We start from the raw sequence: 22,137 nt of genomic DNA on the forward strand, positions 1-22,137 counted from the left end.
TTTAACCAATTTTTTTGAAGCGCTGAGTCTCCGCATGATTGGAAGCCTGTTGATAAATTGGACGATCCAACATCCGTTTCACCTCGATACCGATTTCTGCAAGCAAGATCCCTTGGTAAATGGGATTCCATTGCTCAAACAACAAAGCAACGCCGCCTCCCTCTGGCAAGGTGATGGCTTCCATTTTTATAAGGGGTAACCCGATTTTCTCGAGTCTTGTTTGCATCTGTTGCCCCACTTCTTCATCGATGGTCTCAACAAACTCCATATAAATAAATCGTTCACCAAAGGGTTCCTCCGGCAAAATGACTGCCTCTGGTTCATCTTGAACCATTGGAGGTGGAAGAAGAAATAAGTTACACACATCTTCAAGCATGACACTCGCAGTTGGTTCAGTGCCTGCTCCCTGCCCCAAAAGAGTAATGTCCTGTACCCCATCCGCTTCAATATGCACCCCATTGTACACACCTTCAACTGTAGCTAATGGATGAGAAAGTGGCACTAGCATGGGGGCCACACGTAACGAAACCGTATCTTGATTCGTTTCTCTCCCCACTTCTGCGAGCAATTTCACAGCATAACCTAATTTTTTAGCTAGGATGAGCTCGCCTACCTTGATCCCTCGAATCCCTTTATAAGGAATCTTCTGAAAAGGAAGTGTTACTTCAAAAGCCAAACGGGTCAAAATGGCCAATTTATACATCGAGTCCACACCATCCACATCATTGGATGGATCCGCCTCCGCATACCCTAACTCTTGAGCAACAGCAATTCCTTCTTCATAGGACACTCCCTTTTTCTCCATCTCCGTCAGCAAAAAATTGGTCGTCCCATTAAGAATCCCTGTAATACGATGAATGTGATTAGTTTGTAATAAATGTCGAATGGTTCCCAAAATGGGTATACCGCCCGCAACACTCGCTTCATATAGCAATTTCACTCCATGGCGATGCGCCAGTTGTTCTAAAGAAACGCCATGCTTTGCAATCAGTTCTTTATTTGCTGTGACTACATGGCAACCTGCCATAATCGCCTCCTCAATATAACGGCGAGCAGGTTCTACGCCGCCAATGGCTTCAATGATCACTTGCACCTCTTCATCCAATACCTCTGAAAAGTCGTCGGTCAGTAAAGGGAATACATCTCGATTTTGGCGCGGCCGTTCCACATCCTTGACTAACACCTTTCGAATCTCAAACAATCGATTGGTTTTTTTGGTAATCACCTGTTGACGATGATGAAAAGCTTGGTACACACCCCACCCAACAGTACCTAGCCCTAACAATCCTACACCAATTTTCTCCATGGTTGTTTTGCCCCTTCGAGATCGATTTTGCGACCCTTTAAAACACACATAAAAAGCCCCTCGATAGGGAGGGGCTGTATAGACGAATCATCAATCATCTAGGCTTCCACTCCTTATCACTTAGCGCATTCACGCTACAGGTATTGGCACCCTATCTATCACGCATAAGCGTCACAAATGGGTTGCCGGGTTTCATCGGGCCAGTCCCTCCACCACTCTGGATAAGAAATCGCAAACGAGATATTCAATTTAATTAGTCCTTATTATGAAACAGGTACCCTCCCACTGTCAAAGGAATTTTTACTCAACAATCGAATTTCGCAACACGCCAAGCCCTTCAATTGAAAGTTCAACGACATCGCCAGGTTCAAGCCACCGATGGACATCGGGACCCAACTCCAGAATACAACCTGTCCCTACTGTGCCAGAACCGATAACATCGCCAGGATACAATGTACAATCCTCTGAAGCACGTGCAATCATCTGAGCAAAGGAGAAGGTAAGGCTGTTGGCATTGCCTTTGGAGAGCTCACGCCCATTGACAGAGGCCGTCATTGAAAGATTCCAGTGCTCACCGTCTCGTCGATGTTCCAATTCATCCAGAGTGACCAACCAAGGTCCCATAGAGGTTGCAAAATCCTTCCCCTTCGCAGGACCTAACCCCACTTTCATCTCCTTCATTTGGATATCCCGCGCGCTCCAATCGTTCAAGATGCTAAAACCCGCAATGGCCTCCATCGCTTCTTGGGGGGTAAAATTGCGTCCCTGTTGTCCAATTACACAGGCAATTTCTAATTCGAAGTCAAGCGCCCTACAATTTTGCGGACGACTCACCTCAGCATCCGCCCCCAGCATCGTATGCGGATTTGAAAAATAAAAAACAGGAATCTCATACCATTCAGGGATCATCCCCAATCCACGACGGGATCGAGCCGTTTTCACATGCTGCTCAAAGGCATAAAAATCACGAAAGGTCGGGGGGGAAGGAACTGGAGGGAGCAGTTTTACAGCCTCCAATGGTAAAGCAACGGGCTCTCCCTCCACTTTTAATGCGCTGAGATCCTCTTCTTGAATGACTTTTGCAATATGGATGACTTGTTCTTTTAACTTCGAGTCTGCCTCCAGCCATTCATTCATGGTAGCTGGATGGAGTTTTGTCAAAGGAATTCCTTTGCTCAGAGTGGCCCACTCCTGAGCAAAAGCCACATCCACAATCCATTCCCGATCTAACCAGCCCAGTCTCCATTCGGAGGCGCCCTGTGCGCTTATCGTAAGTCCATTTTGGACATGCTCATATGAAACCAGCTTCATTCATTCATCCTCCTTCAGCTTCAATCAACTGGGTAGCGGTCCTATATCGAGGTTATTCGCCGAGAAAGAGAATCAACCCTTTTTTCCATAAGAAAAGAGCCCTCTAGCACGAGGACTCCTCTAACTCTCGTGGACCATTACAACGCCGAATCCAAGGATTTTAACCGAAGGGTTTCATCCACGACATGGCGTGTAGCGTCAGGAGCAGACAAATTGATCAAGGCTTCCGACATCCTTTTTCGTTCGTATGAATTAGAGAGTAGTTTCATCGTTGTTTTTCGAATCGATTCGGTATTAATGGCTAATGCAGCTTGTTCACGTAATAAATAATTAAGATTGGTTGCTTCTTGACCTGGAAATGCTTCGAATAATAACATTGGCAATCCCTTTGCCATCGCCTCGGTTACGGTAAGCCCTCCTGGTTTGGTAATTAAGAGATCAGCTGCATCCATTAATCGAGAGATATCCTTTCGATATTGAAAAATACGAATGCTTGTACCCTCATATTTCTGAGTGAGTTCTTCATACAACTTCTCATTTTTTCCTGTCAGCACCCATACTTCAATCGTTGGAGTTACGTGCGCTAATTCTTCAACCAATAGCGGGAGGGGACCACTTCCCATCCCTCCACCCATCATCAATATCAACGGTAGGTCAGAGGGGCATCCAATTTCCATGCGGGCCTGTGTACGTGAAGTTGGCTGGTAAAAGAGCGCATCACTAGGGATCCCTGTCTCGATAATGCGACTTCCCGTTTTCCATGCCAATCGTTTGCGCTCTTTTTCCGAAAGCAAACGATGAGGAATGCACAATAAATCAGGCGCTTCCGCCAACCACATCCCATGCACTTCATAGTCCGTTACGACACCAACCGTTGGCAGATGACGCCAACGTGATGGCAAAATCAAAAAACCAAAGGGATGGGTACTTACAATATGAGTGGGTTTAAATTCTTCAAGCATCCGATTCAATTTTTTTCTAATCGTCCATCCCATTTTCTCGATCAATTCAGAGGAAACATAACGAACAAAGCGATTATGAAAGGTTCGGTTATATAGATAATAGTATAAGGCCGGAAAACGAGACAATAACTGATTGTAACCAGACTGCAGGAGAGGATGGAAGCTAGACGTCAATTCCAATAGGTCAACGGTTTTTGTTGCCACATTGGCTTGACCATATCTCTGGGCCAGTGCATCTGCAGTAGCATTGTGCCCTGTACCAAAGCCCATCGTTATGATGAAAACCCGTTCCACGCTGTTTCTCCCTCCCCACTCTGGTTTTTCTCATTATGCCCTATCATCAACTTCAACCGATCCATCCATTCCTTCGGGCAATCGTGCCGCTTCTTTTGTCTGGACATGGATTCATGGTACCACAGCCACAACATTTCATGCCAATATCAAACCAACTGTCCCCAAAAATTTCAACAATAAGGAAAAAGAGCACGCATCTTTCGCGTGCTCCCTGCCCATTTATTTACAGAAAATGTGTTTCCCAATCTTGGTGATTTGAGGGCGACTCCAGATCCATTTGCTTGTCGCAGTCTCGGGATTGAAGTAAAAAGTAGCTCCCAGTGATGGGTCTGAACCATTCACAGCTTCTTTTGCCGCTTTATAGTCCTCTGAATTGGGTTGCAACCAAATCTGGCCATCGGATACCGCTGTAAATGCTCCCTTTTCCATAATAACGCCCTTTGGTGTATTGGGGTAATCAGAAGAATCTACACGATTGAGGATCACCGCTGCAACTGCTACTTTGCCTTTGTAAGGCTCTCCTCGTGCTTCACCATGAATGGCACGGGCTAACCAAGTCATATCCTCTTGGCTAACAGAAGCTGTCGCTTTTTTTGCAACAGGTGCTTTATGCTTCACTTTTTTTGTTGTTGCTTTGGATTCACTAGCCACTTTCACTGGCTTTTTCTTTTCCTTATCATCTTTCTTAGTCGTCGCCTTCGGTTTCTTATCTGTATCTATCGTCTCAACTGGTTTCCGCTTCGTTTGACGGACCTGTTTTTTATGACTCTTCTTTGTCCCTAACGCACCCGCTTCTTCCTTAAGAAAACCAAAGGGAAACACCATTCCTGATATCCCAACGGCTGCAGCAATGCTAGTCGCTACGATTTTCTTATTCATATTGTTCCCTCCTTGTGGCCTTCACGGCGTAATCGGGTTTCGCGTTGCCTCAATGGCACAATGAATATTGTAAGGGCTACAAGGATATTGAACAACAATCAATGATTGTTATGTAAGGAAAATTTTTCTTAAACGAAGGCAAAAAAAAAGAAGGCTCCTCAGAGCCTCCTTTTTAACTTATTTCGCTGCTTGGTAGCGCTTATTTACTTCATCCCAATTGACCACATTCCAGAATGCGTTAATGTAGTCAGGGCGTTTGTTTTGATACTTCAGGTAGTATGCATGCTCCCATACATCCAGTCCCAAGATGGGTGTGTGGCCATCCGTCTGTGGGTTGTCTTGATTCAAGGTGTTTGTGATGGCTAAGGATCCATCATTTTTCACGATCAACCATGCCCAACCGCTACCGAAGCGACCAACGCCCTCATTAGCAAATTTCTCTTTGAAGGAATCAAAGCTTCCAAAGGTATCATTGATCGCAGTCGCTAGATCTCCAGTCGGCTCGCCACCACCATTTGGGCTCATGATTTCCCAGAAGAGTGAGTGGTTCGCATGCCCACCACCGTTATTACGAACGGCAGTACGAATGCTTTCAGGTACTTGATCCAAGTTCGCGACCAAATCATTAATGTTTTTGCTTTGCAACTCAACATGCCCTTCCAACGCCGCATTTAGTTTATCGACGTAGGTCTTATGATGACGACCATGGTGAATTTCCATCGTTTGAGCATCGATATGCGGTTCTAACGCATCCGTGGAATAAGGGAGTGCCGGCAGTTCAAATTTTGCCATTAAAAAAACCTCCTCGGTATGTAGATAGTCGGAGTGAAAACAGGATCCTGAGCGACCCTGTTACCAACCGTTTCCCGTTTTTATTATGCAGAAAACATCCGATAATATCAATCATTACGGAAACTGATCACAAGAATCTTTCTTTTCACAGTTCATTTGTCTCTTTCACGTTCACTTCTTGCGGATTTTTCTTTCCGCCATCCTGCTCCTCTTGTGCATCAATATTTTCCGGCTTTGATTCTTGTTGCGCGTGATGGATAGAATGGATCACATCCAACAAATCCGTCACATTATCCAATATATAATCGGCTTGAAGCTCTTCAAATTTGCCTCGTGCTTCACTTCCACTGGGACCTGTGAGTGTGGCTGCAAAATCACAGCCCATCTCTTGTGCCGCGAGGAGGTCCGCGATGGAATCACCCACAATTAAGATCTTCTCTCCATCTGCTACAGGTAGACGGGCAACTACACACTTCGCATCGGAAACATGGCGACCCAGATACCCTTTTACATAGGTGAATGGTCGGGGTTTCCCTAACGGAGAGTATGCTGGATAAACTTCTTCAGCACGTTGCACATCACTTGCTGTAACAATGCGGTTTTGATCAAAATGAGAATAAAGATTTAACGCTGTCAAAGGGACTTTGGTCTCTACATCTGGACGCCCTGTCCCAATCCCTAATGCGATACCATATTGGTGAAGCCCAGAGAGCATTTCTTTGATTGCTGAGGGCTCAGCAAGTGGGATCTCCTGATCTAAAAACCCAAGTTTATCGGGATAGAACGCTTTCTTTTTTTCAACGTTTTCAAATTGCTTCGCACCAAGATACCATTCTTGGTAGATGTCACGTCCTAATTTCCATAGCGAATTCCCATGCGAGAAAGCTTTTGTCTCAATTCCAGACCATTCCCATGCGAGTCGATCCAGATTTGCCAACAGATCTAACTTCCCCTTTTGCGTATGTAACGCTTGAATCACGCCAGGAAAATCCGGTTGAAACTTAATCTCTGCACGCCGGACAGCATCACCAATGCTCATCAATGAACGCCTGTTCAACGGACGGGTTAGGAGGTCTTCTACAAAGGACGGGTTTTCTTGATGGAGTAAATACAATAGGCGTTGGAGTTGATAACCAAATAGGAGACTTACCATATCCCAGTTGGAATTCATTCCTTGGGATTTTAACCAAGTCAAAATGCGATCATGGTCTAAAACCTGTGCTCGAATTTGTTCGATTTCCTCTTCTTGGGGAGTGGACGTGAATGATTCTCCCTGTAATCCAAGAGCTTGATCACTGTATAACATTTCCCAGATTGAAAGCGTTGTTGAATCAAAGCAACGCTTTTCGCTCAAAAGCACTCCATCAACGTCAAATAGAATCACCTGATACATCCTTTTACCTCCCCCGATATTTCTTCCCTCAAAATCATTTACTTTTCTACTTTATCAGAGGAGCATAACAAAGCCCAACCGGATTCACAATAGGAAATAACTCCTATGCAATCTCTCCATCATCATATCTACACATACGCTCTTCTATTTGTTGCTCACGGTGAAGCCAATTTCCATGCCATCCTTCCTCTTTGACTTGTTGAAGCAACATGAATGCTTCTTCAAATCTTCCTGAATCTTCTAAAATAGAAAGAGCCACTTCATAACCAACATGCCGAGGCAGTTCCCCCGAAAAGAATGGATCCTGCTCATAGGCACGAATCGTAACCACGCCATATTCGATTTGCAAACGACAATACTCCTCTGTCATTTCTAATGCTCGCGAATCATTATCTCGCAATCCGTAATACATACGAATCTGTTCATCAAAGTGCTCATGAAGACTAATGAATTTTTGAGCCATATAATGGCGGTGTACTTGGGGATCAGGATGTTCACTTTTTATTTTTTCGTATTGGGTTCGAGCATTCTGATAGATATCCGCTTCTTGAGCCGTCAAGCACATATCAAATACACAACTCTCATCTTCATAGTGCAGTCGAGCAACATAAGGATAATAACCGGCGTTTGACACTTCTTCCCAAGCTCGGGTCACTGTATAGCGTTCTTTTTTTTGCGGGATATTTAGTAAGTCCAAGAGGGGGAGCTCCTCTCTTCATTGTGGATAGAATTCACTTGATATGTGATGGTTTATTCCCTTTCTCAAGCATAATAAACGATGCAACCCACAGGAAAAACCCTACCGCGCCAATAGAAGCGGTAGGGTTTGGTTAGTTACCCTCTTTCACGTGAATACATAGAGCCGAGACATCATCTTTTCGTTTGGGTTCCTGTGACAATGCTTTAAGCCAATGAACGGTTTCATCAAAGTTACGTTGTTCATAGGTAAAGGGATAAGGCATTTTCTCGTAGAGCCCATCACTGAAGAAGTAAAAAGCATCCCCCTTGGCAAAAGGAATACACTCTTCTTTAAATCGCATCCCTTCAAATATACCAAGAAACATTCCCGGTGTACCAATCATCTCATGCCTTCGATCTCGCTCGGCTAGAAAATAATTGACGCCACCGACAGCATATCGTAGCATTCCCTGAGAAAAGTCCATCTCAAAGCAGATCGCTGCAAAAAAGTATTCATCAGCTAGATAAGGTAAGCATGCGTCATTCACCCATGCCAACTTGTCTGCAAGGGATAGTTTTTTCTTAGATGCTTGTTCAAAAAGAACGCGCAGTGCCGAAGATTGAAGCGCTGTTGCCACACCATGCCCCATAATATCAAAAAGATATCCTGAAAGGATTTTCTTCTCTTCATCCCAGTAATAATCATAACAATCTCCGCTGATAAAGGAATGCGGTTGATAAATCGTTTCCAAGCAAAAGTGGCTATTTTCCGTAGAAGTAGGCAACATGGTTCGCTGCACTTTCGCTGCTAATGACATATCCCGTTTGGCTTCAATACGGGTGGTTACATCCGTTTGTACACCTACATAATGAATAAGCTCTCCGTGTTCATTGGTAACTGGATTGACACGCAATTCATTCCAGAACAGTGACCCATTCTTATGCCGATTAAGAAGAACCGATGTAACCGATGCTTGTCGTTGAATGGCATGACGTATTTTATCAATGGATGTGGTATCTGTATTTTCACTTTGGAGAAAACGACAATTCTTACCCAAAGCTTCTTCTGCTGTATACCCGGTCAGTTGCGTAAAGCCCGGATTCACATACACAATCGGATTATCGGGTAATCGAGGATCTGTAATACAGACTCCCTCTGACATATGCTCTATTGCTGACGCAAATTGTTTATCTAATATCAGTTCCAACCCTGACACCTTCTTCCCCTCAGTCAAGAACAGAAATATTTATCTTAAAAACAGCGCTTGATCATAGCCAAGGCAACACATCAGGGATATCCATCACAGTACAATCCAATATTAAAATCTCATTAGTGAAAGGAAACAATGGAAATCAACCTGTATTTATCATAACATATCATGGAAAGGTCGGATTTTGTCTAGTTGACAAGAAAGATGATTCAATTTGCATTGTAATGCCGATATCCTTTAGAATATTTGCTGATCAAGAAGGAACGACGTCTACGAAAGAGAAAAGATAAAAATATGGATATTACAGAAAGGGGCACCGCCCATGCCGTTTCAGCATCAGAATATGGACGAATCCATGCGACCCGATATAGAGACTCTTCATACATTGGAAGAAGCGGCCGATGAACTGCAGGTTAGCGAGGAAGCCCTCCGTCAAGCCATTGATGAAGGCATCTTTCGTGGAGTGGAGAAAGAAGGAGCAACATTACTTCCCCATGAAGAACTTGAGCGTGCTAAAGAACTCCTTGCTCAAAATCACCAAGCGCAATCTGTCGATGACACCTTTGAAGATGAACCGGATCCAACTCCTGACACCGAGGATTCAGAACCTTCTATCCATCGTGAAGATCCCGATGTTTCAAGCGCCTCAACTACTGACCAAAAGCGAAATCAAAATGATGATCCGATCTATACCGCTACATCCGAGGTCATTCCGCTTTACCGTACAGAAGATACCCACCATCATGATGATCGTACCCACCATCAGCACAAATGGAAATCGGCCTTTGAAAAGATTACAGAACAATTGCGACGTTTACAAGGGATGAAACCGTTATCCCGTTTACGTGTGAAAGAACGGTTGGAAGGATTTTTCCGGATTATCGAATCCAAAAAGAAGACTGATATCGACGAGGAGTTTGAAAAACGAGAAGTCAGTCTAAAATTAGGGTTTATGACTGGACAAAATGAGATGTTTTGTGACTTCTGCGAAGTTCATGATCGATTTTATCCAGGTGCTATTTTTGCCGACATTTATGTTGATGGGGCTCTCAAATGGATGATGTGCCCTAACTGCCTCAATTACTGTCGCCAACAATCCAATGGAAGCATGGAACAAAATGTACGGGCACGCTTTAATCATCTGGCCCATCGCTTGGAGCGCGAGGCACAACGCGCACGAAAACTGGCTGCTTCTGAAAATTTCCGTGTCCCACAAGATCACGAGTGGGAAGCTTGGGAAACCGCCTCGGTCACGATGCAAGAAGTTGCTTCAGCTCATGCTGGACCCGGCTTTGACCATGGCTCAGATTTTGATTCCAACGCTTCCTGGGGATTTCATACGGATTATAATGATGCTGATTTTACCGCTGATTTTGATCCCGCAGATCCTCCCAAAGATAACGGTTCAGCATAGAAAAGAGCTGAGAATGGATGATCCATCCCATTCTCAGCTCTTTACATTTCAAGAGAAAGCAGGACTTTCGTCTACTTGTTACGATCCAAATATTCTTCGTAGGTAAGGCCAAGGTGTTTCACTTGTGAAGCGAGGTTTTCTCCTAAATAACGTAGATGCCATGGTTCGTATATGTAACCCGTAACCATTTCTTTTCCCTTGGGGTAACGAAGGATAAAGCCACTCTTGTGAGCATGCTTCGCTAACCATTCTCCTTCTCGTGTACTCCCAAATTCTTGTACTAACTTACAGTCAACCGATGATGCGGTCACATCCATCGCTAATCCCGTCTGATGTTCACTTTCTCCAGGACGGGCACTCTCTCGATTCGCTTCTTTCATTCCAAGTTGTTCGACATGATGAGCAAAAATTTTTGTCTGGGTTTCAAAGGAGCGATATCCAGAAGCAGCAATTAAATGAACCCCCATCACCGCGGCATGGGTAAAGAGCTTCTCCAGCGCAATGGCCGCTTCTCCCCGTAACTGCTGGCGTGGATGGTATTCTTCCCTCGTAAAAATTACTTGAGGAAGGATTAACCCATTGGGAATAAAATTCGTAGGCAGGGGATGATCCTTGTTTACAAGCACCGTTATCGCATGCCAGTCACGATTCATCTCTCTCCACCCTCCCAACTAATAAGAGGTATTCCTTTTAGTGCTTCATCGGGTCATCCTTCTTTTCATTTGATGGCTTATCGGATTCTTTCAGAGTGGGAGAGGGGGTTTCCTGTGGCTTATCTGTTGACTTATCTGTTGACTTATCTGTTGATTCGGGTGGTGAAATGGGATCATTTTCAGGCAGAGTCTTTGTAACCGCAGGATCCTTATATGCATAATACGCAAAACGAATACGTACATTACCCGTCGTAGCAGCCGGTTGATCAATGTATTCAAAACCCTCCACATCAATAATTCGCTCTAGTTGCTCAAGCTCTTTTAATAAAGAGGAGAAGTCCGTTGAATTATTGATTTGTACGTATAAATCTCCCCACTCACGTTGCAGATGACGATTGGCAAGGGGGGGTGGTTTCTCTCCTTTGCTTTGTGATGGCGATGGGTTTTGTTCATCCTTTTCTTTTTTGTCTAGAAGAGTCGTTTCACCTTTTACCTTTCCCGTGTCCAAAGGCTTTAGTGTCGTGGGACGATCAGCCGTACGTAGCTCAATCCAAGTTGCATTTGTCTTATCAACTGCTTGATTTAAATCGTGAAGAAGCCGAGCAGAATCCACATCTGCTGGCACCTTTAATTGAAGACCCTTTAATTCTTCAAATCCAGGTGCTACTGGTCTTTTCGCGTCAGCCACTAATGTCTTTTCCTGTTTCGCATAGAATGCTTTCATCGATGAAATCTCTTTTAAGCCATCTTGTATGTTCATATATGACGGATAAATAAATACAAAGGCGATCCCGCTAACACACAAAGTGCCTAAACCCCAGGTTAACAATAATGTCTTCCCTGATTTATACCATCCGATTGGACGTACTTTCCTCATAGCTTATCCCCCTCCCTTGTTAATTTGACCCGTCTCCTCTTTTGATGAAGGAGGTGGGGTGGTAGGGGTCTGATCGCTGCTTGGTAAATTGGCTGGAGCCTCATCTTCTTCACCAACATGTAAAATCACATGGAAATGGGCAACTTGTGCCCCTTTACTTTTCTTAAGTGATAAAAGGTCTTTGTCTGCACAATGACTTCCCAGACAATCCAAGTACGCCTCTTTCACACGTGAATCTTTCTTTAATTCATCAAGATATTGTACGGCATTCTCCCGCGTTGAAAAATCTGCCCAACCGTCTAACTGTTTTTGTCCAGCTTTTGCTTGAAACAATTGCGACCCACCAGGAAGGTGATCCGTCAAAATGGCGATAGAATCACTCCACATCATCGATGCTTCATCCAGTTTTTCAACTGAATCACGATATTGGAGGGTGGGACCGTACTCTTTCATAAACAGTTGGTATTCATGAACACGCTTTCGTACCTCAGCTTGTTTCACATGACCTTGCTCTACTTTCTTATCCATACGAGCGTTGACATCCTCTTGCTCATTCCATACCCACCCTGCAACTAACGCCAAATTTAACAACCATAGAATGATGACGACTAATCCAACTCGAAAATAGCGTCTTCCCGGTGGAATGGGTGGCATTAAATTCATGATAATTTCACCCCCGTTAGCGCTGCTCCCAAAGGAACCGATAACGCGTTACCCAACCACCTTGATGCATGTAATTTCGTCTCGTCCTTAATTAACCCTTGTGGGGTAGGACTCAAATGAATCGATCGATCGCTTTTGGATCGCAGGTAATCCACTAGGCGATCAAAATCGACTCCTTCCCCTGATAACATCCAACTCCGGGAAGATTGCAACAATTCCTCCTGAAGCCATTCGGGTTCTAACTTATTTAAATTATTTAATAAAGAATCCCCATAAGAAGCCACTTGATGTTCTTGTGTCAACATTGGCGTGAGAGGATCCACCGCTGGACGATCAGGTACATTCAAAAGATGCTCTTCCATTGAAAGGGGAAGAAAGCATCCCCCTTGAAGTAAACCATGAAAGAAAAGACTCACTTCAATCCCTGTTCGAGAAAGATGAATGGCTGCCCATTTATGATTCGTGGTCTCATTCGAAAAATCCATCCACCGTTGTAAATCAAGGCAAGATAGTCCAATTGAAATGGGATCAAGACCACAACAGCGGACAAGATCCGTCACTTCTTCCACATAGCGGCGAGAGGTGGCTACAATAACCACCTCTTGTTGATCCCCGTCCGACCATACATGGCCAATGGTCTTAAAATCAAAAATGGGATCGTCAAAGGGAAGCGCCCATTCTGAAAAAATTTTATTCTCAATCCACCGGCGCATTCGACCCGCTCTCATTTCTGGAACATACCATATTCCGGTCACAACATGTCGATTACTTAAAGAAAGATGCACCTTGGTGGTGCGAAACTTGCGCCCTCTAAGCGCATCACGAATGGATTGAATCAACTCTTCACGCTCAGCCAGCTCCCTCTCCCCAGACCACATCGGTAACAACGGATGGGTTACGTATTGAGTGAGTCGCGTCTGCCGAAGTCCTTTTCGAATTTCAACCAATTTAAATAGGGAATCAGACAACTCCATCCCTAATGAATATCGTGGAATTAAAGACATATATGCACTCCTCCGCCTCGAATGAGTCCACCCTTCGAGGGCCGCTCCCTGTAATGTTGGATGCTAAAGAGTCATTCTCCTGTTCATTCTTCATTTCATTTTGTCTTTATACAAAAATATACTAATTCACTTATTTCGAATATACAACCTAAGACGTATATGTGTCGACCAAAGTTTTGAATTCAGAAGGATCTTCGGCAATCATCCCCTTCCATTGTATAGGGTATTATCCTTTAAAAGGGCGCGAATCGAAATTAAATGAGTGGCTTTCGTTTTTCGATCTTGAACCCCTCATTTAGATTGTGTACAATTAATTTGCACACTAATTAAATCGAGGATTGGAGGTTGTCTCAATGAATGTCTATGATTTTAACGCGACAACAATCACTGGAGAGGAAAAATCCCTCGCAGATTATCAGGGACGCGTACTTCTCATCGTTAATACAGCCAGTAAATGCGGGTTTACCCCTCAATATGAAGAACTTCAACAGCTTTATGAGCAATATCAGGATCAAGGTTTTGAAGTGCTGGGCTTTCCAAGCAATCAATTTATGAAACAAGAGCCTGGAACAGAGGAAGAAATTCAATCCTTTTGTAAAGTGAATTATGGTGTCACCTTCCCCATGTTTAAAAAGACCGATGTACGGGGAGAACATGCACATCCCCTCTTTCGTCACCTCACAAAAAAAGCACCTAGCCTCATCAGAGAAGGCGTGAAATGGAATTTTACTAAATTTCTAGTCGGACGGGATGGCGAGGTAATTAAACGATTTGCGCCTACGACTAAACCCTCTTCATTAGGGAAAGATATTGAAGAAGCGTTATCCAAGGACATTTAAATCCTACATACCAAAAGGAGGAGTTCCCTTTGAAACCCCTATACACTGCAACGGTTGTCGCCCATGGTGGTCGGGAAGGAAAGGTAAAGTCTGAAGATGGTGTGATTGATCTTGATTTGCGTATGCCCAAAGAAATGGGTGGACCTGGTGGAGAAGCTACAAACCCCGAACAATTATTTGCCGCAGGTTACGCAGCATGCTTTGACAGTGCGCTTGGCTTAGTCATCCGCAAGGAACGTGTCAAAGCCGGTCAAACCAAAGTCAATGCCCATGTCTCCATTGGAAAAGACGATGATGGCTATGGACTTGGCGTAAAACTGGAAGTAACCATTCCAGATGTCGATCATGACACTGCGCAAAAATTAGTGGAAGCCGCTCACCAAGTGTGCCCTTACTCGAAGGCAACACGCGGAAACATTGAGGTTGAATTAGAGGTAGCAGACCCGTCGTGAGCACCGCCCGTTCTTTTGGTCGCACCTCCATCCCTCGTTTAATTGGGCTTGTTTTATTTGCTATTCTCCTTTTCAATGGGGGTATTGCCCATTTTACCAAGGGACATGATTACGCAAATATGTTACCTTCTTGGATGCCATTACGTGACGAAACGATTTGGGTGACAGGCGTTCTTGAAATGTTGTTGGCAATCCTGTTACTTATTCCTCGTACACGAAGGCTTGCTGGTTGGGTGTCAGCTATTTTTCTTGTACTGATTTTCCCAGCCAATATCTACTCGGCCATCGCTCAGGTTCCTTTTCCCGGGCAAAATGAGGCCAATCCTGTCGCTTTGTGGATCCGCCTTCTATTTCAGCCCTTGCTAATTATTTGGGTACTTTGGGCAACGCGGACTCCGAAAAAATCGTAAACCATCAGCAATTTGAACAGTAAAAAAAGACCAACACCCTCTGTCTAAGGGACAGAATTGGGTATTGGTCTTTTTTATGCAACATTTAAGCGATGGAAAGCATACGATCCAGAGCGATCCGTGACCATTTGGCTGTGTCAGCGTCTACTGATACTTGGTTAATCACGCGACCCTCCACTAGACCTTCGATCGTCCACAACAAGTGGGGGCGATCAATTCGATTCATGGTTAGACAAGGGCACATGGTTTGGCTTAACAATTGAATTTGTTGATTGGTATACGTATCCGCAAGCCGTTGTACCAGATTCACCTCTGTACCGACCGCCCACTTACTGCCAGCAGGTGCTTGATCGATTTGCTGAATAATATAGCTGGTCGACCCCGCTAAATCAGCGGCTTGCACAACATCAAAGGTACATTCTGGGTGAACAATTACCTTTACTTCTGGATCGCGTTCCCGAACACGATTAATTTGTTCGACGGAGAATTTGGTATGAACTGAGCAATGCCCCTTCCATAACAATACCCGCCAATCCTCCATCGGGCCTGCTTGTTCTTCCCACTCATTTTTCACTTGATTCCACACCGCCATTTGCGAAAGGGGAATCCCCATAGCAAAGGCTGTATTTCGCCCTAGATGCTGATCAGGAAGAAAGAGAATCCGCTTTTTTTGTTGAAAAGCCCATTCCAATACCCCTTTTGCATTCGTCGATGTACACGTCGTCCCGCCATGGCGACCGACAAAAGCTTTGATCGCCGCTGTTGAATTTACATAGGTAACAGGCAGAACCGTATCACCTAAATCCTGTTGAATGAGTTCCCATGCTTCCTCTAGTTCGTCAATATCTGCCATATCCGCCATCGAGCATCCGGCACGCATATCTGGAAGGATCACCGATTGTCCATCGTGAGATAGAATATCTGCAGACTCAGCCATAAAATGAACGCCACAAAAAATAATCGATTTGGCTTGTTTTTCCCGTGCGGCGATGCGAGCCAACTCGAGGGAGTCTCCAGTAAAATCTGCAAAACGAATCACATCATCCCGTTGATAATGATGTCCCATAATAACGAGATCATCGCCAAGCTTTTCCTTCGCAGCTAGAATGCGCTCATTATATTCTTTATCGGATAAATTACGATATGCATCCGGTAACTGAGGATTGGTTGTCAGTGTCATTAAAGAATCACTCATGGTTACTCTCCTCCTCCATCATTAAATCAAGACTGATATCCAAAGCGACAGGTGAATGGGTAAGCCATCCAAGGGATATCCCGTTAACACCCGTCGCTGCAATCTCGCGGGCTGTGTCAGGCGTAATCCCACCGGAAGCCTCTGTCCACACCCGTCCATCAATGCGGCGAACAGCCTCTCGTAACTGGGTGGGCTCCATATTGTCTAGCAGGATCGCATCCACGTCGAGTGCGAGAATCTCATCCACCTGCTCGAGGGTATCCGCCTCAACTTCGACTTGAACCATATGACCCAATTGGCTACGTACCTGTTTCACAGCTTGAGCAAGGCTACCTGCTGCCGCGATATGATTATCCTTTATCATCACACCATGGCCCAGTCCAAAGCGGTGATTCACCCCGCCGCCCGCACATACAGCTGCCTTTTCTAATAGGCGAAGACCTGGGGTGGTCTTCCTTGTATCTAAAACACGGCAAGACAGCCCCTCTAATTGATCCACCACTTGACGAGTCACGGTTGCAATTCCGGAGAAGCGTTGCAAAAAATTGAGTGCGACACGTTCACCAATTAAAAGGCTACGTATACTCCCCTCTGCACGCGCAATCACGGTTCCAGGTTCTACGCGATCTCCATTATCCCGTTCCACATCCAAACGGATGTTGGGGTCTAATTGTTGGTATACTTCTACAACGGATTCAAGCCCCGCTACTACACCGGTTCCCTTTGCCAGAAATACCGCCTGACCCCTTGCTTCTTTGGGTATGAGGGCTTCGGTTGTCAAATCTCCTTGACCAATATCTTCGTTCAAAGCATCACGTACAATCTCCTGCAACCACAATGGATTCATCCTGACGCCCCCTTTGCATCAAACTTCTTGTTGTTGCCCATTGAGCACTTGACTGCGGATAATCTTTTCGGTAATGGCCTCCTCTGCTCTCTTCACGCCAGAGTGCTGATTCCATCACCGTTCGTGAAATTGTGATCATATCCCGACACTCAAGAAAGGTTACTGGAACTTTTCTTTCTAACCGAGTAAGCTTCTCAAGTCCCTTCTGCAAACCTTCTTTATCTCGAATAATCCCTGCATGTTCCCACATCAAAAGGCGAAGTTCATCTTTCCATATCTTCTCTTTCCCTTCATCTCGGGAACAAATCGGCATGGAGTACCTTTTGGGAAGAATGGTTGGCGCAGAGAGAGTAAGGGCTTCTTGAGCGGCACGTTGGGCATAAACCGTCCCCTCTAATAGTGAATTACTCGCCAAGCGGTTCGCTCCATGCACTCCCGTACATGCAGCCTCACCCACTGCAAACAAGCGTGGAATCGAACTTCTTCCAAAGGTATCCGTCCACACTCCACCCATGACAAAATGGGTAGCTGGGGTAACCGGAATCCAGTCCACAGAGGGATCAATTCCCGCTTTGCGACAGTGCTCATAAATCGTAGGAAAGCGAGTTGCAAAAGCCTCCCCAAGACAAGTTGCATCCAAGTACACTTTTCGTCCCGCTCTCATCTGACTATCAATGGCCCGTGAAACGACATCACGAGGAGCTAAATCTCCCCATTCATGAACTCGTGACATAAAAGCGTCCCCCTTGTCATTAACAAGGAAAGCACCTTCTCCACGAACCGCTTCGGAAATCAGAAACATGGGATTGGCGTCAATTGCTAACGCCGTCGGATGGAATTGAACAAACTCCATGTCTCTCAATTGAGCTCCCGCTCGCCAAGCCATGGCAATACCATCACCCGTCACAGCAGGAGAATTGGTCGTGTAGCGATAGATTTGGCCACAACCACCTGTCGCCAAAATAACGGCTCGTGCCAAAAACAAAACCGCTTTCCCAGCGTAAAAAGCACTGACGCCAATACACTCTCCCTCTTCCACCACCAAATCTACTGCTCGTGTGTTCCCGAGAAGCCGGATACGAGGATGTTCCTCAGCACGTTGAAGCAATGCATCCATAATGGCTGCTCCAGTGGCATCCCCTGACACATGGAGAATGCGATGGACACTATGGGAACCTTCGCGCCCTAGATTCCATCCATCTCTTCCACTATCAAAGGGTGTTCCCCAGGCATCCAGTTGACGGACAGCATCGGCACCATTTTTCACTAAGACGTTCACAGAATCCTCTTCACACAGTCCAGCCCCTGCGCGCAAAGTATCCTCGCGGTGTAACGATGGCGAATCATCTTTACCCACTGCCGCAGCAATACCGCCTTGGGCACGTGCCGAATTCCCATCGTTCAACACAGTTTTACTTAAGACGGTCACTCGGCCCTTCGTTGCCAATGTGAGCGCCGCAGTTAATCCTGCTATTCCGCTTCCTACTACGAGATAGTCCGTTGTGATCCGGTTCATAATGTGATTCCTTTCACATAGTTGTCACGAAAGCGTCACCTTAATTGTCTCTATTATAGCCTATTTGTCAATGAAAAGTTTTTCTATATGGGATATATTTCACAAAGTGATGTGTTAACCCGCGTCCTTACGCTATAATGGGTTGTGAGAGCAAACTATAAGGAGGAGATCCCATGAAGCGCTTATATTTTGACCACGGGGCCACAACACCACTACGCCCAGAAGTGCGAAAAGCCATCATCGATGCTTTTGATCACTTTGGAAATCCCAGTAGTTTACATGATGAGGGAACATTTTCTAATGAAATGTTGGAGCTCGCTCGCAATCAAGTCGCCCGCGCCATTGGTGCTTCCCCACGAGAAATTATCTTTACCAGTAGCGGTACTGAAGCGAATAACATAGCAATTATTGGTACTGCTCGTCGACTTCAAAAACAAGGAAACCACATTATCACATCCCAGGTCGAACACCCATCGGTTCTTGATACCTGTCGTTCATTAGAGCGCGAAGGGTTTGACCTTACCATACTTCCTGTTGATCGTGATGGCGCTGTTGATCCTGAGGATGTAAAAAAAGCCATTACACCGAAAACCATCCTTGTCAGTATCATGGCAGCCAATAATGAAGTCGGAACGTTAATGCCCATTAAGGAAATCGCTTCCCTATTACAGGAACAGAATATTCGCTTCCACACCGATGCCATTCAATACTTTGGTAAAAAGCCGCTCGATGTTAATCAACTGGGAGTTGATTTTCTCTCCATCAGCGGACACAAAGTGAACGCGCTGAAAGGAATTGGGGCACTTTATATTCGTAAAGGTGTACGAATTGATCCCATCTTATTTGGCGGTGGTCAGGAGCGTGGTCTTCGTCCAGCGACCCACAACATGACTGGGATCATTAGCTTAGGGGTTGCAGCAGAACTGGCGGCAAAGGAAGTACCGGAGCGAGAAGAACGATTAACTCAACTACGAAATCACCTTTGGGAACAAATTCAACAACGAATTCCCGACGTGGCTCTCAATGGTCACCCCGAAAAACGTTTACCTAATAACCTTAACCTTCGTTTTGATCGAGTGGAGGGACAGGCCATCTTATTAGAACTAAGTCGGGCGGGCATCGCTGTCTCCAGTGGTTCTGCATGCAGCGCAGGAAAAGGAGATCCCTCCCATGTACTGAAAGCCATGGGACAACCTGACGAAACGGCGCATCAAAGCTTGAGAATCACCCTTGGATGTGAAACCACACTGGAAATGATTGAGCAACTGGTTGTTCAATTGGAACTTGTGCTCAAAGAGTTACGTCGCCGTATTCAATCCTGATAGCGAAAATTATCCGTAGAAATTCGTTTAAAATTACAGACAAGCGCATTCATCTTTGTTACACTAAACAACGATGTAGAACCTTGTCGATAGCTTGGATGAAAGGAGGTTAATGGCATGAAAATGAACCCAAGCCCCCTCCAGCGAAAACCCTCTAAAAATCGTGTGACCGTTCTAGGATTAGTTGGTGGCTTAGTCTTGACGGGCTTCACAAGCCCGCAAATCGCACAAGCACCCCGGTATGAAATGGATCTTCTTTCATCCCAATCCCCTTCTTCTGAAGAAGTGACCGCCAACCTAATCAAGACAAAAATACGCTTATCCTCAGAAGATAAGCCAACCCACGAGGACAAAAAAGTAGAGAGGCCATCGCCAGTTACATCCAATCCTCCGAAAGTCGAATCATCGGCACCTCATTTGAATACAAAAAAAGAGCCGGTAACGACTTCTCGTTTTGAAATTACTTCAGTAGAGTCCCCTACAACAGTGGATGATAGGGAACAGGAACCTACTAAAAAAAGCACTTCCTCCGAGAAAGACTCCACCCATCAAAAAAAAGCACAACCACGAACGGAGCATCATCGGAGTGAGCAGGAAAAACCCAAAGAAAAACCAAAGAATAACGAGAAAAAGCCGCCAAATTCCCATGATTCAGGGCAATCTGAAACACCGGATCAGCAACCACAGCAAGAGCCACACGCAGAAAACCCCGATCAATCGCAGCAACTCCCCTTCGATGGTGTGAACGGCGATAGTTCTAACTTTGAGGGCTCGTTGTACGACCGATTGACTCAATTGGAATCGATCAAACAAACTCCCACTACCTAACAGGTAAGCGGGATTTTTTTTTGTCTATCGTGTAAACTGGTAAGAGGGAACCACCAAGCAATGAGAGGAGAACGGAGTCGTGCCTCAATCAAAACTGTTTCGTTTTGGCTATGCCATCATACTGGTCTTTCTCATTATCTATCTGGGCACCAAAATCGATTTTGTTTTTCGTCCCATTGTTATTTTAGTTCAGACACTCTTCTTTCCTTTTTTAGTTTCTGGTGTCTTATATTATTTATTCCGCCCTGTTGTGCGCCTCCTTGAAAAAAGAAAGATTCCACCTGTCGCCTCTATCTTATTGATCTATGGAATGGCGATTGGTCTGGTCACCCTCGCTGTGATCCTAGGGGGACCCACCTTAACCAAACAGATTACGATGTTAGTGAACAATATTCCGGACCTGATGAAAAATCTGCAAGCTTACTTAGAAAATCTACAACGGGATCTACACAGTAATCCTTATCTTAAAAACTACATTAATCAGGAAAACCCCCTCCAAGGAGATAATTTAAATCAATATATCACCCAGTTCACCAATTATATAAGCAGTAGTTACACGTCAATCGTTTCCAACATTGCTAACTTTATTGGGATCATCACCAGCATCATCGTTGTCTTTGTCACCGTCCCGTTTATTCTATTTTACATGCTAAAAGAAGGAGAAGAAGCACCAAAGCAACTCTTGCGTCTTCTCCCCCCTTCCCAGCGCGTAGAAGGACGAAAGATTCTTAACGATATGGATAGCGCAGTAAGTTCCTATATTCAAGGGCAAGTCTTTGTCAGTTTTTGTGTAGGGGTTCTTGTATACATCGGATACACGATCATCGGTCTTGATTACGCATTGCTTCTTGCATTGGTCACGATGTGTACCAACATCATTCCGTTTATCGGTCCGTTTATTGGTACCGTACCGGCTGTCATCGTTGCCCTTACCATGGATTCATCGATGATCTGGTTAGTCTTAATCGTGGTCATTGTCGTCCAGCAAATTGAAGGCAATTTCATCTCTCCCCAAATAATGGGTCGCACACTCAACATTCATCCCCTCACCATTATTCTGATCTTGCTCGTGGCAGGAAGTTTAGGAGGTTTTCTCGGACTGTTACTTGCGGTTCCGACTTACGCCATTCTCAAAGTGATTGTCAGCCATATCTATCGACTCATTCGCCTACGCAACCGCAACAAACGTCAAGCCGCCATATTAAAAGAGGACAATGAAGAGCTTTGATTAGGCCTTTCCCTTCACCTAAAAAAGCCCTCTCCGCATAAAGTGGAGAAGGCTTTTTCTTGA

Annotated in this window: 22 protein-coding genes and 1 riboswitch; of the genes, 7 read left to right on the top strand and 15 right to left on the bottom strand. The window is 45.0% G+C overall.

Annotated elements, in window-relative coordinates:
* Nucleotide 1: 1 nt before the first annotated feature.
* From CHX35_RS03885 to CHX35_RS03920, 8 genes are all read right to left on the bottom strand, one after another.
* Nucleotides 2-1,306, bottom strand: coding sequence for a homoserine dehydrogenase (locus CHX35_RS03885; protein WP_091834209.1), 1,305 nt, complete (start codon nt 1,304-1,306; stop codon nt 2-4).
* Between the two features lie 110 nt (nt 1,307-1,416).
* Nucleotides 1,417-1,534: riboswitch (SAM riboswitch) on the bottom strand.
* A 72-nt stretch (nt 1,535-1,606) separates the two neighbouring features.
* Nucleotides 1,607-2,617: a fumarylacetoacetate hydrolase family protein gene (locus CHX35_RS03890; protein ID WP_091834213.1), complete on the bottom strand. Its 1,011-nt coding sequence runs from the start codon at nt 2,615-2,617 to the stop codon at nt 1,607-1,609.
* Between the two features lie 137 nt (nt 2,618-2,754).
* A complete protein-coding gene (locus CHX35_RS03895) occupies nt 2,755-3,873 on the bottom strand; it encodes an MGDG synthase family glycosyltransferase (RefSeq protein ID WP_091834217.1) in 1,119 nt (372 codons plus the stop codon).
* A gap of 219 nt (nt 3,874-4,092) precedes the next feature.
* Complete coding sequence (locus tag CHX35_RS18140) at nt 4,093-4,752, bottom strand: cell wall hydrolase (RefSeq protein WP_091834220.1); 660 nt, start codon at nt 4,750-4,752, stop codon at nt 4,093-4,095.
* Nucleotides 4,753-4,929: 177 nt separating this feature from the next.
* Nucleotides 4,930-5,544 (bottom strand): superoxide dismutase, encoded by a 615-nt coding sequence (locus CHX35_RS03905; protein ID WP_091834223.1) that lies wholly within the window; start codon nt 5,542-5,544, stop codon nt 4,930-4,932.
* A gap of 145 nt (nt 5,545-5,689) precedes the next feature.
* Nucleotides 5,690-6,937, bottom strand: coding sequence for an HAD family hydrolase (locus tag CHX35_RS03910; RefSeq protein WP_091834226.1), 1,248 nt, complete (start codon nt 6,935-6,937; stop codon nt 5,690-5,692).
* 103 nt (nt 6,938-7,040) lie between these two features.
* Nucleotides 7,041-7,634 carry a hypothetical protein gene (locus tag CHX35_RS03915; protein ID WP_091834229.1) on the bottom strand — a complete coding sequence of 198 codons (594 nt, stop codon included), beginning with the start codon at nt 7,632-7,634 and terminating at the stop codon, nt 7,041-7,043.
* Between the two features lie 133 nt (nt 7,635-7,767).
* Complete coding sequence (locus CHX35_RS03920) at nt 7,768-8,823, bottom strand: PP2C family protein-serine/threonine phosphatase (protein WP_091834232.1); 1,056 nt, start codon at nt 8,821-8,823, stop codon at nt 7,768-7,770.
* 325 nt (nt 8,824-9,148) lie between these two features.
* Between CHX35_RS03920 and CHX35_RS03925 the strand changes: the two genes are divergently transcribed.
* Nucleotides 9,149-10,240 (top strand): helix-turn-helix domain-containing protein, encoded by a 1,092-nt coding sequence (locus tag CHX35_RS03925; protein WP_091834235.1) that lies wholly within the window; start codon nt 9,149-9,151, stop codon nt 10,238-10,240.
* 71 nt (nt 10,241-10,311) lie between these two features.
* On the opposite strand, the gene CHX35_RS03930 is transcribed toward CHX35_RS03925, so the two are convergent.
* Genes CHX35_RS03930 through pilM form a run of 4 tightly spaced genes read right to left on the bottom strand, consistent with a single transcriptional unit; the run spans nt 10,312 to nt 13,437 of the window.
* Nucleotides 10,312-10,893: a M15 family metallopeptidase gene (locus CHX35_RS03930; RefSeq protein ID WP_091834238.1), complete on the bottom strand. Its 582-nt coding sequence runs from the start codon at nt 10,891-10,893 to the stop codon at nt 10,312-10,314.
* Between the two features lie 37 nt (nt 10,894-10,930).
* On the bottom strand, nt 10,931-11,770 hold the full coding sequence (locus CHX35_RS03935; RefSeq protein ID WP_091834241.1) for a hypothetical protein: 840 nt from the start codon (nt 11,768-11,770) through the stop codon (nt 10,931-10,933).
* 3 nt (nt 11,771-11,773) lie between these two features.
* Nucleotides 11,774-12,433, bottom strand: a complete 660-nt coding sequence (locus CHX35_RS03940) for a hypothetical protein (protein WP_091834244.1) — start codon at nt 12,431-12,433, stop codon at nt 11,774-11,776.
* Nucleotides 12,430-13,437, bottom strand: coding sequence for a type IV pilus biogenesis protein PilM (gene pilM, locus CHX35_RS03945; protein ID WP_091834248.1), 1,008 nt, complete (start codon nt 13,435-13,437; stop codon nt 12,430-12,432). Before pilM ends, CHX35_RS03940 begins: the two co-directional genes overlap by 4 nt.
* Before the next feature lie 353 nt (nt 13,438-13,790).
* On the opposite strand from pilM, the gene CHX35_RS03950 reads away from it, so the two are divergent.
* The 3 genes from CHX35_RS03950 to CHX35_RS03960 are packed head-to-tail and all read left to right on the top strand — an operon-like array spanning nt 13,791 to nt 15,138.
* Nucleotides 13,791-14,276: a glutathione peroxidase gene (locus tag CHX35_RS03950; RefSeq protein ID WP_091834251.1), complete on the top strand. Its 486-nt coding sequence runs from the start codon at nt 13,791-13,793 to the stop codon at nt 14,274-14,276.
* Nucleotides 14,277-14,305: 29 nt separating this feature from the next.
* Nucleotides 14,306-14,728, top strand: a complete 423-nt coding sequence (locus tag CHX35_RS03955) for an organic hydroperoxide resistance protein (protein WP_091834254.1) — start codon at nt 14,306-14,308, stop codon at nt 14,726-14,728.
* On the top strand, nt 14,725-15,138 hold the full coding sequence (locus CHX35_RS03960; protein ID WP_245838613.1) for a DoxX family protein: 414 nt from the start codon (nt 14,725-14,727) through the stop codon (nt 15,136-15,138). Before CHX35_RS03955 ends, CHX35_RS03960 begins: the two co-directional genes overlap by 4 nt.
* An 85-nt stretch (nt 15,139-15,223) precedes the next feature.
* Here CHX35_RS03960 and nadA read toward each other — a convergent pair whose 3' ends face one another.
* Genes nadA through CHX35_RS03975 form a run of 3 tightly spaced genes read right to left on the bottom strand, consistent with a single transcriptional unit; the run spans nt 15,224 to nt 18,696 of the window.
* Nucleotides 15,224-16,333, bottom strand: coding sequence for a quinolinate synthase NadA (gene nadA / locus CHX35_RS03965; protein ID WP_176391871.1), 1,110 nt, complete (start codon nt 16,331-16,333; stop codon nt 15,224-15,226).
* Nucleotides 16,326-17,180, bottom strand: a complete 855-nt coding sequence (gene nadC, locus CHX35_RS03970) for a carboxylating nicotinate-nucleotide diphosphorylase (protein ID WP_091834257.1) — start codon at nt 17,178-17,180, stop codon at nt 16,326-16,328. The genes nadA and nadC overlap by 8 nt, the downstream gene beginning before the upstream one ends.
* Nucleotides 17,146-18,696, bottom strand: coding sequence for an L-aspartate oxidase (locus tag CHX35_RS03975; protein WP_091834260.1), 1,551 nt, complete (start codon nt 18,694-18,696; stop codon nt 17,146-17,148). Before CHX35_RS03975 ends, nadC begins: the two co-directional genes overlap by 35 nt.
* A gap of 173 nt (nt 18,697-18,869) precedes the next feature.
* On the opposite strand from CHX35_RS03975, the gene CHX35_RS03980 reads away from it, so the two are divergent.
* From CHX35_RS03980 to CHX35_RS03990, 3 genes are all read left to right on the top strand, one after another.
* On the top strand, nt 18,870-20,018 hold the full coding sequence (locus CHX35_RS03980; protein WP_091834263.1) for a cysteine desulfurase family protein: 1,149 nt from the start codon (nt 18,870-18,872) through the stop codon (nt 20,016-20,018).
* Nucleotides 20,019-20,135: 117 nt separating this feature from the next.
* Nucleotides 20,136-20,846, top strand: a complete 711-nt coding sequence (locus tag CHX35_RS03985; protein ID WP_091834266.1) for a hypothetical protein — start codon at nt 20,136-20,138, stop codon at nt 20,844-20,846.
* 79 nt (nt 20,847-20,925) lie between these two features.
* A complete protein-coding gene (locus CHX35_RS03990) occupies nt 20,926-22,074 on the top strand; it encodes an AI-2E family transporter (RefSeq protein WP_091834269.1) in 1,149 nt (382 codons plus the stop codon).
* Nucleotides 22,075-22,137 lie beyond the last annotated feature (63 nt).

The organism is Marininema halotolerans, assembly GCF_900116235.1.
Classification (GTDB): domain Bacteria; phylum Bacillota; class Bacilli; order Thermoactinomycetales; family DSM-45169; genus Marininema; species Marininema halotolerans.